The sequence below is a fragment of the Paenibacillus sp. FSL H7-0942 genome, from assembly GCF_045040715.1.
GTDB classification, from domain to species: domain Bacteria; phylum Bacillota; class Bacilli; order Paenibacillales; family Paenibacillaceae; genus Paenibacillus; species Paenibacillus amylolyticus.
On sequence record NZ_CP150279.1, the window covers coordinates 3345091 to 3360083 of the forward strand.

The 14993-nt window shown below is 44.6% G+C and carries 11 protein-coding genes; 10 read left to right on the forward strand and 1 reads right to left on the reverse strand.

Annotation, left to right across the window (positions count from 1 at the left end; translation table 11 throughout):
- Positions 1-182: 182 nt before the first annotated feature.
- The 4 genes from MHI48_RS14995 to MHI48_RS15010 all read left to right on the forward strand — a co-directional run bounded on the left by MHI48_RS14995 (position 183) and on the right by MHI48_RS15010 (position 6300).
- Positions 183-2534: a helix-turn-helix domain-containing protein gene (locus MHI48_RS14995; RefSeq protein WP_405144518.1), complete on the forward strand. Its 2352-nt coding sequence runs from the start codon at positions 183-185 to the stop codon at positions 2532-2534.
- Positions 2535-2809: 275 nt separating this feature from the next.
- The gene (locus MHI48_RS15000) at positions 2810-3664 is read left to right on the forward strand and encodes a sugar ABC transporter permease (protein ID WP_036671100.1); all 855 of its coding nucleotides are present in this window, start codon (positions 2810-2812) and stop codon (positions 3662-3664) included.
- A gap of 27 nt (positions 3665-3691) precedes the next feature.
- Positions 3692-4621, forward strand: a complete 930-nt coding sequence (locus MHI48_RS15005) for a carbohydrate ABC transporter permease (protein ID WP_076253042.1) — start codon at positions 3692-3694, stop codon at positions 4619-4621.
- A gap of 20 nt (positions 4622-4641) precedes the next feature.
- Positions 4642-6300, forward strand: coding sequence for an ABC transporter substrate-binding protein (locus tag MHI48_RS15010; RefSeq protein WP_143780999.1), 1659 nt, complete (start codon positions 4642-4644; stop codon positions 6298-6300).
- Between the two features lie 224 nt (positions 6301-6524).
- Here the strand turns inward: MHI48_RS15010 and MHI48_RS15015 are convergent, their stop codons facing one another.
- On the reverse strand, positions 6525-7667 hold the full coding sequence (locus MHI48_RS15015) for a glycosyl hydrolase family 8 (RefSeq protein ID WP_076317893.1): 1143 nt from the start codon (positions 7665-7667) through the stop codon (positions 6525-6527).
- Between the two features lie 288 nt (positions 7668-7955).
- Between MHI48_RS15015 and MHI48_RS15020 the strand changes: the two genes are divergently transcribed.
- The 6 genes from MHI48_RS15020 (at position 7956) to MHI48_RS15045 (ending at position 14987) form a co-directional block, all read left to right on the forward strand.
- Positions 7956-9239: an SGNH/GDSL hydrolase family protein gene (locus tag MHI48_RS15020; protein ID WP_076317892.1), complete on the forward strand. Its 1284-nt coding sequence runs from the start codon at positions 7956-7958 to the stop codon at positions 9237-9239.
- A gap of 42 nt (positions 9240-9281) precedes the next feature.
- A complete protein-coding gene (locus MHI48_RS15025) occupies positions 9282-10055 on the forward strand; it encodes an esterase family protein (RefSeq protein WP_076253046.1) in 774 nt (257 codons plus the stop codon).
- A gap of 71 nt (positions 10056-10126) precedes the next feature.
- The gene (locus MHI48_RS15030; RefSeq protein ID WP_036615877.1) at positions 10127-10762 is read left to right on the forward strand and encodes a glycoside hydrolase family 11 protein; all 636 of its coding nucleotides are present in this window, start codon (positions 10127-10129) and stop codon (positions 10760-10762) included.
- A 133-nt stretch (positions 10763-10895) separates the two neighbouring features.
- Positions 10896-11735 (forward strand): SUMF1/EgtB/PvdO family nonheme iron enzyme, encoded by an 840-nt coding sequence (locus MHI48_RS15035; protein ID WP_036671125.1) that lies wholly within the window; start codon positions 10896-10898, stop codon positions 11733-11735.
- A gap of 350 nt (positions 11736-12085) precedes the next feature.
- Positions 12086-13201 carry a helix-turn-helix domain-containing protein gene (locus MHI48_RS15040; protein ID WP_076253047.1) on the forward strand — a complete coding sequence of 372 codons (1116 nt, stop codon included), beginning with the start codon at positions 12086-12088 and terminating at the stop codon, positions 13199-13201.
- A 4-nt stretch (positions 13202-13205) separates the two neighbouring features.
- Positions 13206-14987: a sensor histidine kinase gene (locus MHI48_RS15045; protein ID WP_076253048.1), complete on the forward strand. Its 1782-nt coding sequence runs from the start codon at positions 13206-13208 to the stop codon at positions 14985-14987.
- The last annotated feature ends 6 nt before the right edge of the window (positions 14988-14993 follow it).

Consider the following 14993-nt stretch of genomic DNA (forward strand, 5'->3'; position numbering starts at 1 on the left):
ATATTTGTGCGCTAACCCGCAGACCAACAATTATTTTCATGCAAGCATTGTACGCTACAGTATGTAAATGTACCATAAGGAAGAAGTTGTACCTTCACCAGGAAGAAATGCCCGGTGTATCATTGAACAGCTACCTTAACACAGAGAAATGTAAGCGCTCGATAAAAAAAGGGAGGGTACATATGCAGCTCCTATGGTCCAAATTTTCACCCGTGTTCCGCCGATTCCTCATTTCGTATCTTGTCATTCTGATGATTCCTCAAATTGCGGGATATGCCTCTTACCGAGCTTCTATTGAAGCGGCCCGTTCCAGTTCCATTGAAAACAGCTTGAAGTCGCTGAGTCTTGGCAAAGAGATCATTGAGCGAAATCTTCTTCAAGTCGAAGCTTTTACCAGACAGCTTGCCGTCAATCCCGATTTGCAAAATTTAATTGCTGGGCCAAAGCCGCATGATCTCTACAATGTCTACGGTATGAACCGTATGCAGCGGAGCCTCTCCATGTACAGCAGTACCAATGATTACTTGTCCCATTTCTTCATTCACATTCCGAACTACAATGCCATCATCACACCAAGAACTGTGTATTATCGTCCAGAGCATTATTATGCTGCCAATCAGCTGGACGGTATGTCGTTTGAACAATGGCATGACCAAATTCTCAAACAACCACACTTTAATGAAATCATACCGCTTCGAAACTATAAACGTGAAATACTCGGCACTGTGCTTGCAGACGTTCCCGCCATTACGTTTCTGCAATCTCTGCCTTTGAACAGCTTCAACAAACCGCAAGCGACGATTGGTGTCATGATTGATCAGGATCAGATGGCCAGCCTTACTCAACATATTGTGGATCAATATGGCGGCTGGACTCTCGTCACCGATGCGGAAGGACAGATCATTTTCTCCCATGGCATTGAACAAGCCGAAGCCGAGCAAATGGCACAGAGTCGAAAGAGAGAAGGTAACGCTGCGGAAACGGAGCTGAACGTGCAGAATGTACAGCCTGGAAGTGATGGTCGGCTGCTGATATCGATGCAGTCTAGTCAAAATGGATGGAATTACATGGCAGGGATTCCGGAGAAAGCACTCATGACAAAAGCGGACCAAATCAAACAAGTCACGCTGGTCTTTACTTTGGCAACCATTGCCTTGGGACTGTTATTCGGGCTGGTTCTGGCCTATCGGAATAGTGCACCCGTATACAGATTGTTGGCCTCTTTTCGGGAACAAATCACCGATTCCCCAGGCAGACGGGGCAATGAATATGATTTTTTGGCAAGTCATATTAACAATCTCATTGCTAATAATGACTCACTTAAAAACGCCATGAATGAGCAGATTCCGTTATTGAGAGACGGTTTTATCAAACGTTTGTTAACGGGAGAAGTCTATACCTCACTTGAGTTGGAGGTTATCTCATCCCAGGCGCACATTTCTCTTCATAGCAGCAAGGGCTTGGCAGGCATAGTGAAGGTAAACGGATATGCCAATCCGGACAGTGAAGAAACGATCCATGAACTGGGTGTCGCAAGGCTGCTCATCAAACAGGTACTTACAGAGTGGAATGCGCAGCTGCTGATCACGGATTGGGGAACAGACCAGATCGCTTTTGCCTGTCCATTGGATGAGAACTCACTGAATGAAGCTATAGGGAGATGTGAAAAAGAGCTGAACACCTTGATGGAAGTGATCTACCGGGAGCATCGGATATCCACAACAATTGGCACAGGTGCAGCTTACGAGGTCTGGAATGATGCAGGGCGTTCCTTTGACGAAGCCAAACAAGCTCTGGATTATGCCATTCATATGGGAACAGATCATCTGGTGAGATTTGAAGATACGATGAAGGAAAATGAAATGTTCTATTATCCGATTGAGTCTGAACAGCGCCTGCTGAACACAATCAAAGTCGGGGAGCCTGAAGAGGCGGTACGTATTCTGGAGCAATTGTTTCTTCGTAATTTAGAGGAGCGGGAACTGTCCTACGAGATGACACAGCAGTTCATCATGGAGCTGAAGGGGACTTTTCTGAAGCTGGACGAACCCAAATTCAAGTTGGATGCCTCCCTGCTGGAGGAATATAAAACCCGGGTGACATCCATTCAGATGACAGAAACGATTACTTCGCTGCGGGCAAAATTCAAACGGTTAACGGAAGACATCTGCGGTGATTTCCAGAGAAGAAGAGCAGGAGCACATGCGGATACTGTAAGCGAAATGATTTGTTTTATCCAACAACATTATGGGGATGCAAACTTGACGATCTATCGGATTGCCGAGCACATGAGCAAGTCCGAGAAGTTTATATCCCAACTATTCAAAGAACATACGGGAGAGAATCTTTCCGATTATGTAGAACGGGTACGCATCGATGCTGCCTCGAACTTGTTGCACTCCACCGGTCAGACCATTGACGAGATAGCGGAGGCCACCGGGTATAATAGTGCACATTCATTCCGCCGAGCTTTCAAGCGGGTACGCGGCATTTCTCCGAGTGTATTTCGGAAAATGGACGTTCATAGCGGTTAATGTAGGCTGTTTCTCGGGAACTATATTCGCTATTTGTACTTTCTCAGCGTAACTGTACCTTTACGCATCCCCAGCGCAATCTTATGATTACTCAAAAAGTAAGCGCTACCAAGTTGAGCTGAAGTTCAGCACGATTTGGAGCCAAGAATGGGGGGATGATTCTGAGAACCACAATGACCAGTGAATCAAAGTCCGTGGAGAAACCAAGTAAACCGTTTGCCTTGAAGCAAGCATTATCCAGAAGCTGGAGGCGACATTGGCAGCTATATCTGCTGATCCTGCCACCGATTGCTTACTTTATTATTTTCAAGTATGTACCTATGGTGAATGCGGTCCTGGCATTTAAAGATTACAACGTCATCAAGGGGATCTGGGGCAGTCCGTGGGCCGGAACCAAGTATTTCGAATTACTTTTTAAAAATCCAGCGTTTGTCATGCTGATCAAGAACACACTCTACATTTCGTTTTACAGCCTGATCGTTGGTTTCCCGATTCCTATATTACTGGCGCTCGCGCTGAACGAAATCAAAAACATACGATTCAAAAAAACAGTACAAATGGTGACGTATGCTCCATATTTCATCTCTACCGTTGTTATGGTCTCCATCATTATGCTCTTTCTGTCTCCTAGGCTGGGTATTGTCAACACGATTGCAGGCGCCCTTGGTTTCGAAGCAGTGAATTTTCTCGGTGAGCCTGGACTGTTTCGATCCATCTACGTATTCTCCGATGTGTGGCAGGGAATGGGGTACTCCGCTGTGATATATCTGGCTGCTCTGGCAGGTGTTGATCCATCCCTGTATGAAGCCGCCAAAGTGGACGGAGCCAACCGAATACAGAAAATCATCAATGTTGATCTGCCTGGACTACTTCCGGCAGCCGTCATCATTCTGATCCTGAGTGTAGGGAATATCATGGCTGTTGGGTTCGAAAAAATATATTTGCTGCAAAATCCGCTCAACCTGTCTGCTTCGGAGATCATCTCCACGTATGTCTATAAAATAGGATTGCTGAATGCCAATTACAGCTTCGCTACTGCGGTTGGCCTGTTCAACTCGGTGATTAACCTGATTCTGCTATTAATTGTAAACGCGGTTGCCAAGCGACTGTCCAATACAAGCTTATGGTAACGGGAGCGAAAGGAGGAGAATCAACCCATGCCTAACACACAGACAAATGCAGGTCGTTCGCGGATCAAGAGCAGCAGTGCGATTCGTGAATCCTGGGGAGACCGCGTATTTATAACGGTTGTTTACTTCATGTTGACAGTGGTGCTGATTGCCGTGCTGTATCCCTTGATATATATTGTGAGTTCTTCGCTCAGCAGCCCTGCTGCCGTCTCCTCGGGAAAAGTCTGGTTGTGGCCCATTGACCTGACGTTTGACGGTTACAAGTCTGTATTGCGGAATGATCAAGTCCTTACCGGTTATGCCAATTCCCTTTTTTATACAGCCTGCGGCACCTTCATCAGCGTGGCACTGACCATTATGATTGCTTATCCATTATCCAAAAAAACGTTTGTTGGTCGCAGCTCGTTAATGATGTTTATTACCTTCACCATGTTGTTCTCAGGCGGTTTGATCCCTACCTATCTGGTGGTCAAAACCATGGGACTGATTGATACCCGTTGGGCGTTGCTGATTCCCAATGCCGTCTGGGTATGGCAAGTCATCATTGCCCGTACCTTTTTTCAGAATTCGATACCGGAAGAATTGTCCGAAGCAGCAGACATCGATGGCTGCAGTGACATCCGGTTTATCTTCAGTATTATCCTGCCACTCGCCAAACCGATTATCGCCGTGTTGTCACTTATGTACGCTGTCGGTCAGTGGAATGCATACTTTGACGCCCTCATCTATCTGAAATCACAGTCGCTCTATCCGCTACAGCTGATATTACGCAGCATTCTTATTCTGAACAGCAGTACGGGGAGCATGGATGCATCGGAAATGATTAAACAGCAGCAGATGGCTGAACTCATGAAGTACTCGTTAATTGTGATGGCCAGCTTGCCGGTGCTAATCATCTATCCTTTTGTTCAACGGTATTTCGTGCAAGGCATGTTGATTGGCTCAGTCAAAGGATAAGTTCATTTTTTCTATTATTCATGAGGGAGAGGATTGTATTGAAAAAAGCGGGATTCATCATTCTTGCCTGTATGCTGTTTACCTCGTTGGTACTTGCCGGATGTTCAAGTTCTGATAAGGGGAACGGGGAAGGTAGCGATCCATCAGGCAAGACGGCCATTAATGTGTTTGCTCACCAGGGTTCGGATACCAACCTTTCCACTAACAAATTCACGAAGAAAATGGAAGAGAAGTTTGATATTAAATTCAACTGGACTACGGTTCCATTCGACGGTGCAGCGGAGAAAAGACAGATTTCACTGGCTTCCGGTGATTATCCGGACTTGTATCTGCTCATCCCTTGGGTAGATCGTTTCTCCCAGACAGACTTGTTGAAGTTTGGTCAGCAGGGGGTTATTTTGCCGCTGAATGATCTGATTGAGGAGCATGCTCCCAATATTAAAAAAGTGCTTGAAAGCAATGACTATTATCGGGCCATGAACACTGCTCCTGACGGAAATATCTATGGTCTGACGGGTCTGAATGAATGTTTTCACTGTTCATACCCAAACAAAATGTGGGTCAACACCAAATGGATGGAACAACTGGGCCTGACCGAACCCACGACGACAGAAGAATTTAAGGAAATGCTTCGGGCATTTAAAACGAAAGACCCGAACGGGAACGGCAAAGCCGACGAAGTACCGCTAAGCGGTTCGACTGAAAATTTCGGTGTGCACATTATTCCGTACTTGATGAACGGTTTTATCTATGACGACGATCGGAATTATCTCATTGTCAATCAGGGGAAAGTGGAGACCGTAGTGAACAAACCGGAGTGGAAAGAAGGGCTTGCCTATATTAAATCCCTGTACGATGAAGGGTTGATTGATCCAGGGGCATTTACCCAAAACGTCGGGGCCTTCAAAAAAATTGGAGATAACGCTGATGCACAGCTTCTCGGTGCAGGAGCAGCGATGCATCCATCATTATTCGTAACCACTGCCGAAGGTTCTCCTTACGGGAATGATTACAATCCCATCCCTCCATTGAAGGGACCCCATGCTGCTTATGCTACGTACAACTATCCGATTGATCCCGGAGCGTCTTTTGTACTGACAAACAAAGCCAGTGAGGAAACACAGATCGCGGCCATAAAGTTGCTGGATTATCTCTATACCCAGGAAGGAACCATGGCATCATATCTCGGAGAAGAGGGTGTAAGCTGGCGCAAACCACAAGAAGGAGAAGTCGCGCTCAATGATCAGATTGAGCCGTTATATAAAGCCATTCCGCTTCCTTCTGGAGAAGAACCTCGTAATGACAGTTGGGCTGCATTAAGTCAGTACAATCATTATCAGGCATATCGGGACTCCGAAGTACAGGGGACAGACATCTATGCCAATGATGGTGGTGAGCGACGTCTCTATGAGGCGACATTGTTAATGGAGGGCAAGGAACCAAAAGAGATTTTCCCTCATTGGGCATTGTGGGTAGATCCGTCCCAAGCTGATGAAGCCAGCATGATGCAGACCAATCTCAAGGATTACATCGATCAGAACGCCCTGCAATTTATTACTGGCGCCAAAAGTCTGGATAAGGATTGGGATGAATATGTGAAAGGCCTGGAGGGATTGAACATTAATCGATATCTGGAGATTATGCAGTCTTCCTATGATACTTCTTCCGTTTCCAAATAATTAAAGTATCTGAATCATACAGAGCGGGAAAAGTTACTGCCTGTATTTGCACAACCACACGCGTTCCCGGTTCGCAGTCAACATATGCGAGCCGGGAACGTTTTTTATTGATATAGATTAAATCGTAATATCATTGCATCCTTCTTAAAATTCAGTGATTGGACCTGTGCTGCAAGCCAAACGTTCACAGGGCAGGTTCAACAGCTCGTGCACATTCCCTTAGTTTAGTACATGCGATATCTTCCGCTTAGAGCGAGCATGCTGAAAAAATACAGGCAATTGTCGTAATAACGTCGCTCTCCCTGACGCAAAGGTGTGTTCCAGAACTTGCGAACGAATGTGTCAGCATGTGGACCGTCCGCAGCCAGTGAAGCCATGGCATTGGTAGCCAGCAAACCTACAGGATGCAGTGAAGGTTCGTCGAAAGGTTCACCTTCTATTGTATACCGACGATAATCGGACATTTCAATATCACTGAAGAAGGATTGAATCCGATTGGATTGTTCGATCTGCCAGTGATCCCTGCGGAACCATTCCCAGTCCAGCGCTATATTTGCAGCAACACGGTAGGCATCACTGTAAAAATGTCTGAAATCACCATGCGGCTGTATTGGAGCCGGAGAGCCGTCATAGTTCGCATATTCAGGTGATAATCCGGTTACGGGATGGCAGGCTGTATGAAGGTAAGCACGACTAGCGGCCGCCGCTTCTTTCCAGAAGCGCTGATCTTCTTCATCCGCATATTTCGCGAATAGCTCATAAAAATGAGGCAGATGGTAGGATGGGTCGCTAAACGGTGTTTCTGGTATGAATTTGATCAGTTTTGTTTCCGGGTCCCACATGGGATCGCCTTCGCCGTCTTCGCCTTGATGTATACATGCACGAAGGATTTTGCGGGCTTGTGCCTTGTAATCATAAGGTTCAGCCCCATCGCCCCAGCGGTTGGATGCAAAAAAAAGCGCCATGGCAAAAAACTCCTCACCATCAGGAGCAGGACCTTGTGAGAGTTGGGTTCCGTCAGGCTTGCAATGCCAGGCAAAATAATCTTTATAACGTCCCGCTTTATGTTGCATAAACGTGTGTGAGAAATTCCAGAGTCGATCAAATTCCTCCTTTTTGTCCATCTGAACAGCCATCATCATGCCATAGGACATGCCTTCGGAGCGAACATCGAGATTACCGGTGTCCAGCAAATAACCCTTGTCCTCACCCATAGGGTAATATATTCGAGTATTTTTATCGCCATAAAACAGCTCGTTCCATGTTTCTTCCAATCTGTTCGTAATCTCATTCTTATCGTAGCCTAGCTTCAAGAACAGATTTGTATATGTACCCGTATCCCACGCGCCTTGACCCGTGATATTCATGAGTATCCTCCTTTATCAATGCGGTTTTTCAAAATTATATCATGGAAATAGTATACAAATTAAAGCGTTTACATGAAAAATTATAGGTGTTCTGATCTGCATGTCATTGTACTCAAATTAAAATGATATATTGGTTAAAATCCTATACTTTGTCAGGTTGTTGTAAAATTATGTAAGGGATACACTTTGGGAGAAGGATCACATCTGATCTAATAATACAAGCTGTGATTCTTTAAAAGTTGTTTGAGGATGGTCAGAATCTAAACCGGAAGGATGTGATGATGATTTATGCTCCAGGATTCAGGAGATGCAGGTGAAAACACGGAATTCACTGCACCGCGCGATCCAGTTGGAGTGACAGCGTCGGCAGTCAAGCCCGCAATTGATTTTGAGTCACCTAGATATCGCGACATGATTGGCCGATCTCTTCTGAACAAAGGAAATAATGTCAGATTAAAACGAGCCATTGAGAAGGCAAAAAACGGCGAACCTGTCGTTATCGCTTATATTGGAGGCTCCATTACCCATGGTGCTGGTGCAGTACCTATTCATCTCCAAAGTTACGCTTATCGGTCGTATGAGTCGTTCAAGTTTATGTTTGCGCTTTCAAAAGATAGTTCGATTCATCTGATTAAAGCAGGTGTGGGTGGAACTCCTTCAGAACTGGGGATTGTACGTTATGATCGTGATGTGCTGAGGGGAGGTGCCGTTCAGCCGGATATTGTCATAATCGAATTCGCAGTCAATGACGCAGATGATGAAACCCAAGGTAAATGTTACGAGAGTCTGGTACTCAAAGCACTTACTGCCGATAACAAGCCAGCGGTCATCTTGTTATTCAGTGTATTCGAAAATGACTGGAATCTACAGGATCGTCTCGCTCCGGTAGGCTGGCATTATGATCTGCCAATGGTAAGTGTGAAAGATGCTGTCGTAGATCAGTTCAATAAGACAAAAGGTGAAGGCAACGTTATTTCCAAAAAGCAATTTTTCCATGATATATATCATCCAACTAACATAGGGCATCGAATTATGGCCGATTGTTTGGAATATTTGTTCGACGTGACGAATCGTTCTGAGTGGGATGAGAAAGATCATCATATTGAAAAAGCTCCGCTAATTGGGAATGAATTTGTTAATGTGAAGCTGTTGGATCGGAAAAATGGCAATCATATTGCCCGAATCGATGCAGGCTCTTTTTGTAAAACGGACACGGATCTGCAGATGGCTGAGATGGATGCTCATGACTATGGTACACCTCAGTTCCCCAACAACTGGATGCGTACAGGAGAGGGAAAAGAGGATAAGAGTAGCTTTCGGATAAGTTTGCAGTGCAAACGCCTCATTCTGATCTTCAAGGATTCTGGTAACGATGAATTCGGAACTGCACATATCAAGGTAGATGGGGTATTTGTCCAAAAAGTCGATCCGCGTCAAGTGAACTGGACCCATTGCCATGCCACACTTCTGCTTAACGAAGAGCATGTGGGGGAGCACTCCATCGAGATCGAAATGGCGGAAGGCCATGAACATAAATGCTTCACTATTCTGGGTTTTGGCTATGTGGATTAAATTGAAGACTGATAGTCACTCATATGTTCGGAGGAAAAGAGAATGGAATTGATCTCACCAGCAGTAACGGGATATGACCAGTATCGGGAGAATATACCACGTGGAGTCATGGAGACGGTAGAGTATCCTTCCACCACGGTTGGCAATTCCCGTAAAGCGATGGTGTACACCCCACCAGAATTTTCTTCGACAACGATGTATCCTGTACTTTTTCTTTTGCATGGTATTGGCGGAGACGAAACCGAATGGCATACTCATGGATCTCCGCAAATTATTCTCGATAATCTGTACAACGATAATATGCTTGAACCGATGGTTATTGTTTTCCCCAACGGTCGCGCAATGTCGAATGATCGAGCCGTAGGAGACCTGTTTGAACCTGAGAAAATCAAAGCATTTAAACGGTTCGAATCCGATCTGCTCAACGATTTGATACCTTACATGGAGTCGAACTACCCTTTGCATAAAAGCCGGGATAAAAGGGCGATTGCTGGTTTATCCATGGGTGGAGGTCAATCCTTAAATATCGGATTAAATAATCTAGACCATTTTGCATGGATCGGTGCTTTCTCTGCAGCCCCAAACACCAGAAGTCCGGAGCTACTTGTCCCTGATCTTTCGAAAGCGCCTTCATTACTCTCGCTGTTATGGATCTCTTGCGGTGAACAGGACAATCTTATAGAGATTAGTCTTGGGGTTCACCAATATTTGGCGCAACACGGAGTACCTCACATTTGGCATGAGGAAAGTGGAGGACATGATTGGCCCGTGTGGAAGAACGATTTGTATCTGTTTTCGCAACGTCTTTTCAAATGAATTTGCTGAAGAACATTCATATCGGATTGTAGCATCAACCAAATCTATTAAAATATCAGGAGGTATAATCTATGTTTAAATTTAGCAAAAAATTGTTAACCGTTGTTCTTGCAGCTTCCATGAGTTTTGGTGTCTTCGCAGCCACATCGAGCGCAGCAACAGATTATTGGCAAAATTGGACAGATGGTGGAGGAACGGTCAACGCCGTGAATGGATCGGGCGGGAATTACAGCGTGAATTGGCAAAATACCGGGAACTTTGTTGTCGGGAAAGGGTGGACATACGGTACGCCTAATCGAGTGGTCAATTATAATGCCGGCGTATTCTCTCCTTCAGGTAACGGCTATCTCACCTTCTATGGTTGGACTAGAAACGCTCTAATTGAATATTACGTGGTGGATAGCTGGGGAACGTATCGTCCTACCGGAACGTATAAGGGCTCGATGACTAGTGATGGCGGCACATATGACATCTATACAACGATGAGATACAATGCACCTTCCATTGATGGTACTCAGACTTTCCCTCAGTATTGGAGTGTTAGACAGACCAAGAAACCAATCGGAGTCAATTCTACCATCACGTTCAGTAATCATGTGAATGCATGGGCGAGCAAAGGGATGTACTTAGGCAACAGCTGGTCCTATCAGGTGATGGCAACGGAAGGTTATCAAAGTAGCGGAAGCGCAAACGTGACGGTTTGGTAAAAATGATGTGATGCAGTTCAACTTCTGCACCTGCATTTGAAATTCAATTTTCCGGTAGCGTTGAGTAACGTTATTCTCCAGACTAACGGACCTCGACGTTGCCGGATTTAAGCTAGTAAAGGAGAATAATTGAATGAAGAAGCTGGTATGGTTAACTTTAATCGCTATAGTTGTTAGTCTAAGTGCTTGTTCAGCAAGTAATACGAAATTAAGCGATGACTTGGTATTCGTCGAAGGAGGAGCCTTCAAGAGCAGTAAGCCGAGTCAGATCGATAGGAATGAAACGCTGGATTCCTTCTATATTGGCAAATACGAAGTAACTCAAAAAGAATGGATGGAGGTTATGGGGGAAAACCCTTCTGGCTTCAAGGGAGATGACCTGCCTGTTGAAATGGTCAGCTGGTATGACGCAGTGGAATACTGTAATCAAAAAAGTATAAAAGAAAACCTGAAACCTTATTACAATATAGATAAAGACAACCAGGACACGAATAATCACAATGAAAATGACACTATAAAATGGAATGTAACGATCAACGAGGACGCCAACGGTTACCGTTTACCCACAGAGGCAGAATGGGAATACGCTGCAAGCGGAGGTCAAAAGAGCTTAAATTACACATACAGCGGAAGTAACAATCCTGATGAAGTGGCTTGGTACTGGGTAAATGCCGGCGAGAACATTCTGACGGGTGACTGGAGCTGGCCCGCTATTGAGAGCAATCGTAATCAAACCAAAAAAGTCGGAACTCAGAAGGCGAATGAGTTAGGAATCTATGATATGTCTGGGAATGTGAGAGAATGGTGCTGGGACTGGTACAGCGATTCGGAGAGTCCAAATCAAACTTGGCGAGTTGTGAAAGGCGGAGGCTGGATCGGCGGTGTCAATAACAATGAAATATCATTTCGAGGCAAATTTGATGCAAATGGTTTTGGTCCCGATCAAGGATTCCGTATTGTGCGTGGAGAATGAAAACTCTTTTTCCTGGAAATAGATTACTTCTGAGCTAAACCTATACTTTGTCGGGTGAAAACCTATAGTTTAACAGGTTGTTGTACCAAAATGTAAGCGTTACACTTGAATTGTTATCCCGGCGCTTCGCTAAAATCGGAGCGTTCTTATAGTACAGTCCGATGGAACCATGTTCTATGTTATTGATAAATGACGATGAGACTGGTAGAAATTTTGTTCTCCAAAGTTGTGCGAGCAGACAACAATCCTGCTGTTGTTCTGCTGTTTAGCGTTTTCAGAACAACTGGAATCTACCTATTGATATAGATAAAATACATGCAGCTGATCAAGGATAAAAGTGAGGTGAGCTAATGTACAAGGTCATTGTCGCGGATGATGAGCCGTTTATGCTAGAAGGATGGAGAACAATGATTGACTGGCGAGCTTGTGGATATGAACTCTGCGGAACGGCAACAGATGGGGAGGAAGCACTTGCTTTATTTAACTCGGTTGAACCGGATCTTGTCGTCACGGATATTCAAATGCCTGTTATGGATGGTCTTGGTTTGATTCACACCTTGCGAGAAGATCTCGCCTATACCTCTAAAATTGTTATCGTTACAGGATACTCCGATTTTAATTACGCGAAGCAAGCCATACGGTATCAGGTCGATCAGTACGTGCTTAAACCTCTTGTTCCCGAGGAGATTCATCAAATCCTTATGGACATGATTGAACCTCTGGACAAACGCAGAAATGAGCAAAAACAGCAAAATGGAGTCACGGTTACAGATGAAGCCTATGAGAATCATCTTAATGAATATCGAATAAGCGAAGAATATGATTTAGAGCAAATGATGAACATCTCCAAAGAGATCTTGGCGTTGATTGAAGCAGAAAATACGTATTCTATCGATATTGCAGTGAGTGCACTGTTAGAGAAAAGTGAGAAAGCAGAGGTTTCGTTGGAATGGATACATCATGTCATCCGATATATCCATGGGGAGTTGCTACGTAAATATGGAAAAAGAGAGGGTTGCAGAGAAATACTATGTGAAAAAGATTGGCATGAGGCTGCGAGTTGGTCTTCCGGCACATTGCAAGACCTGTGTGTTCGACTGTCCAAGCAACTTTCCCAGTCTGAATTGAAGCAAAAGACGGGTACGGGAGGGCTGGTTGCAGAAGCAGTGAATGAATTGAAGCAGCACTATCGAAGTAAAATTAAATTACAGGATGTAGCTAATCGTATTCACGTGAATTCTGCCTACCTGGGTCAACAGTTCAAGCGGGAGATGGGGGTCAGTTTCAGTGACTATGTGCACCAGCTTCGTGTTGAGGAGGCCCGTAAACTCCTGCGACGTACCAATATGAAGATCACTGACATTGCATTCAGGCTAGGATATCATGATGCTGAATATTTCACCCAAAAGTTCAGAGCGCATACAGGGGAGCTTCCGTCAGTCTATAAAAACAAAAACCAAGGGTGATTATATGCGTCATAAATTCTGGATGTTCAGTAAGGTTAATGATATTCCTCTCCGATCCAAATTTCTGCTTATTTATGTACTTAGTATTCTCCTTCCTGTAATAACGATTAATATCTTCTTTTATGAACGAACCTCTGCGGATATCAAGATTAGAGAACAGGAAAATCTACGTAAATCCATCGACAGGGCTGCGGGGGAACTGCTAGGCATGATTGATGAGAGCGTTGCCCTGAGCCGAATTATTGCAGCAGACGATTCGCTCTATGAGGCACTGGATCGGACCTATCACTCCCCCGTGGATTATTACAACGTCTACCATGCATTCCTGCGAGATAAATTAACACGGTACATGTCAGCGAATATTCTGGAGGTGCGTATCTATACGGATAACGATACCATTCAGACGGGCAGTCATTATATCGTGATGAAAGACAAGAATGTACTCCCTGGATTGAAACAGCTGAAATCCACCAGTGGAGGCATTCTTGTCGTTGATTATATTGAGCCATCCGGATTTAACGCGGGAAGAAGAATCAGTGTGATTGGCAAAATGGATACCTATACTTCCTATGCCAATTACAACAAGTATTCCAAGATTGATCTGGAACTTAGCCGGGTGTACAGCATTTTAAATCGTGAATCAGACAGTCTTCAGCTGCGACTGGTGGACAGCAACAATCGAACTGTCGTTTCAAGTGGGGAGTTCAGCGAAACCGATTTATCCCCCCTTGATAATGAATCAATGCTCAAGGAATCTGGAGATTCTGCTTACACGCTCGAAAAATCGTTGGGGAATCTAGCCTACCTAAAGGGTTGGAAATTGATTGGAGTTGCCGATACGCGTCACCTTGACCACCTTTTGCAAGAAGCGTTTAAATCAATTCTGGGGTTGCTGGCATTAAGTATCGTGGTCCCCTCTGTATTGATCTACATTATTTTGCGTTCCTACCACTATCGGATTCGCAAGTTATCCAGACATATGGAGAAGGTTCGTAACGAACGATTCGATCTGATTGAAATTCACGAAGGCCGCGACGAAATTGGCGGGCTTATTCGTACATTTAACATCATGATTGGTAAAATTCATACGCTGATTAATGACGTATATAAACTGGAAATCCGCCAAAAAGATCTGGAGCTGGATCAAGTGAGGACTGAATTGTCCATGCTCCAGAGTCAGATGAATCCCCATTTTTTATTTAACACATTGAATGCCTTGCTAGTCGTTAGTACGAAGAATGGATATACGGAAGTAATTGAGATTATTAAAAGTCTGTCCAAACTGATGCGACAGTTGCTCAGTCATTCTGACAATCTGATTCCTTTGCAAGAAGAGCTGCAATTTACGAATCTTTATCTCCAGATTGAGAAGTTTCGCTTTGGAGAACTGTTTGATTACACCTTCGAGGTTGATCCTGATGCAGCTTCGTTGCTCATTCCCAGAATGAGTATTCAACCGCTTGTCGAAAATGCCTGCAAACACGGCTTGCAGGCGCGAAAAAATGGAAGACAGATCAAGATAACGGCGAGTCGAAACGCTTCTGAACTGGTTATTCAGGTGATCGATAATGGAATCGGTATGGATGCAGGGAGATTAACCGAGCTCCTGCGAGATATTCGTTCTGAAAGACCCAGGAACGGCGAGCATGTAGGACTCCGCAATGTCTACCGCAGGTTGGAACTCTTTTATGAAGGAAATGCGATATTTGATCTAAGCAGTGTACCTGGAAAGGAAACCATTGCAGGGTACCGTATACCGATCTCCAAGCTGGAACAGAGGAAATAGGAGGTA

Excerpts from the sequence above, each read along its gene's own strand:
- MHI48_RS14995 (WP_405144518.1), top strand. The coding sequence starts at position 183 with ATGCAGCTCCTATGGTCCAAATTTTCACCCGTGTTCCGCCGATTCCTC.
- MHI48_RS15005 (WP_076253042.1), top strand. The coding sequence starts at position 3,692 with ATGCCTAACACACAGACAAATGCAGGTCGTTCGCGGATCAAGAGCAGC.
- MHI48_RS15010 (WP_143780999.1), top strand. The coding sequence starts at position 4,642 with ATGAGGGAGAGGATTGTATTGAAAAAAGCGGGATTCATCATTCTTGCC.
- MHI48_RS15015 (WP_076317893.1), bottom strand. The coding sequence starts at position 7,667 with ATGAATATCACGGGTCAAGGCGCGTGGGATACGGGTACATATACAAAT.
- MHI48_RS15020 (WP_076317892.1), top strand. The coding sequence starts at position 7,956 with ATGCTCCAGGATTCAGGAGATGCAGGTGAAAACACGGAATTCACTGCA.
- MHI48_RS15025 (WP_076253046.1), top strand. The coding sequence starts at position 9,282 with ATGGAATTGATCTCACCAGCAGTAACGGGATATGACCAGTATCGGGAG.
- MHI48_RS15030 (WP_036615877.1), top strand. The coding sequence starts at position 10,127 with ATGTTTAAATTTAGCAAAAAATTGTTAACCGTTGTTCTTGCAGCTTCC.
- MHI48_RS15035 (WP_036671125.1), top strand. The coding sequence starts at position 10,896 with ATGAAGAAGCTGGTATGGTTAACTTTAATCGCTATAGTTGTTAGTCTA.
- MHI48_RS15040 (WP_076253047.1), top strand. The coding sequence starts at position 12,086 with ATGTACAAGGTCATTGTCGCGGATGATGAGCCGTTTATGCTAGAAGGA.
- MHI48_RS15045 (WP_076253048.1), top strand. The coding sequence starts at position 13,206 with ATGCGTCATAAATTCTGGATGTTCAGTAAGGTTAATGATATTCCTCTC.